This window comes from Streptomyces sp. B5E4, from assembly GCF_039871555.1.
GTDB lineage: Bacteria > Actinomycetota > Actinomycetes > Streptomycetales > Streptomycetaceae > Streptomyces.
Window position 1 is genome coordinate 1 of sequence record NZ_JBDPMI010000071.1, and the last position, 1,459, is coordinate 1,459.

Consider the following 1,459-nt stretch of genomic DNA (forward strand, 5'->3'; position numbering starts at 1 on the left):
GCAGCGACGCCCCTCGCAGCGAAGCGGAGAGGGACGCCCTTGACGGCGGACGCAGGCCCGCACACTCAGGAGTGGGGTGGCCCGGGGGGAGCCCCAACGACACCCTTTTCCCTTCGCGGATCCCCCGTACACCGGTACACGTGACGAACCGCCGCTCGCCGACGCCGCACCCCCCGTACGCGGGCCCACCCCACGCACCACCGCGCGCCCGATGCCGTACCCCCGCACCCGCCCCACCTTCACGACTTACCAGCTCAACACCCCGCCGCCCCCGCACTGTCAGAGCAGGCGCATACCCTTGGGCGGGTGTGAGGGGAGATGGGCCGGGGGAGTTGCGCGTCCTCGGGGTGGTCGCTCGGGCCGGTATTCCGGGTGCCGGTATTCCGGGTGCCGGTAACCCGGGTGCCGGTAACCCGGGTGCCGGTATTCCGGGTGCCGGTCCCCCGGACTGCGGTGTCTCGCGGGCTCGTTGCGGGTGGGCGCCTGGGCGCCAGCCCTGTCCGGCGCCCTGTGGCGCCCGGTCGTTGAGATCGTTCCTGTGGTGCCCTGCGCTGCCGGGATCGTTCCGGCTGGCCGTCCTTGGAGGTTCTCCGTGTACGTCGTCAACGTCTGTGTCGCCCTGCGGCGCCGTGACCAGTGGCTGTTGATCGTCCGCCACCCCGACCTGGGCCACGCCGGCGGGACCCTCGCCGTCCCCGGCGGCAAAGTAGAGGCAACCGCCGGCCCTTCCGGTGACGACGTCCTCGAAGCCACCGCCCGGCGCGAGATAGCCGAAGAGATCGGCGTCGATCTCACCGGCGTCCCGCTCCACTACGCCGAGAGCACCTTCTTCGTCTCCGACACCGGCAACCCCGTCGTGAACGTCCTCTTCGCCGCGCCTCTCCCCGAGAACGCAGCCCCCTACCCCGCCGCACCGGCCGAGGTATCCGAGGTCCTCTGGCGTACGCAACCGGAAGTCGAGGCCACCGCGGACTGCCCGCCCTGGACGGTGCAGAACATTCGGCGGGCGGCCACAGCACTGGATCGCGCCCAACCGCTCTGAGGTCACACCGGACGTGCCGCTCACACCCGCCTCGGGCCTCCGGTCAATCCATGCCTACGGCCCGGGTCCCGTCAGCGGTCCGCGTACTCCCCCAGGACGACCACCGACACCACCGCACCGCCGAAAGCCGTGACCGCCCGCCACGCCGTGTGCAGGTGGTTCCTCGTCGCACGCGCGGCCACCGTCGCGATGTGCGGGCTGTCGGGCTGCGGGACGTCGGTGGCCCGCCTGGCGTCTGCTGCCCCGCGCGGCGGGGCGATGGAAGCGCTGCTCATGTTTCCAATGTGCCGCGGATCACCTGCGAAAACCTCGGCCCGCGGGCGGAACCCCGCCGCCCCGGATCTACGACCCAAGAGCCAGCCGCACCCCTACGGAAGTCTCAGGGTTCCCCCGACTTCCTCGTCCCCCACCCCCCCC

2 protein-coding genes are annotated in these 1,459 nt (G+C 72.0%); one reads left to right on the plus strand and one right to left on the minus strand.

Annotated features, from left to right (window positions below; translation table 11 throughout):
- The first annotated feature begins 592 nt into the window (after positions 1–592).
- Complete coding sequence (locus ABGA99_RS36485) at positions 593–1,042, plus strand: NUDIX domain-containing protein (RefSeq protein WP_347575100.1); 450 nt, start codon at positions 593–595, stop codon at positions 1,040–1,042.
- A 71-nt stretch (positions 1,043–1,113) separates the two neighbouring features.
- On the opposite strand, the gene ABGA99_RS36490 is transcribed toward ABGA99_RS36485, so the two are convergent.
- On the minus strand, positions 1,114–1,317 hold the full coding sequence (locus tag ABGA99_RS36490; protein WP_347575099.1) for a hypothetical protein: 204 nt from the start codon (positions 1,315–1,317) through the stop codon (positions 1,114–1,116).
- Between the last annotated feature and the right edge of the window lie 142 nt (positions 1,318–1,459).

Excerpts from the sequence above, each read along its gene's own strand:
- ABGA99_RS36490 (WP_347575099.1), bottom strand. The coding sequence starts at position 1,317 with ATGAGCAGCGCTTCCATCGCCCCGCCGCGCGGGGCAGCAGACGCCAGG.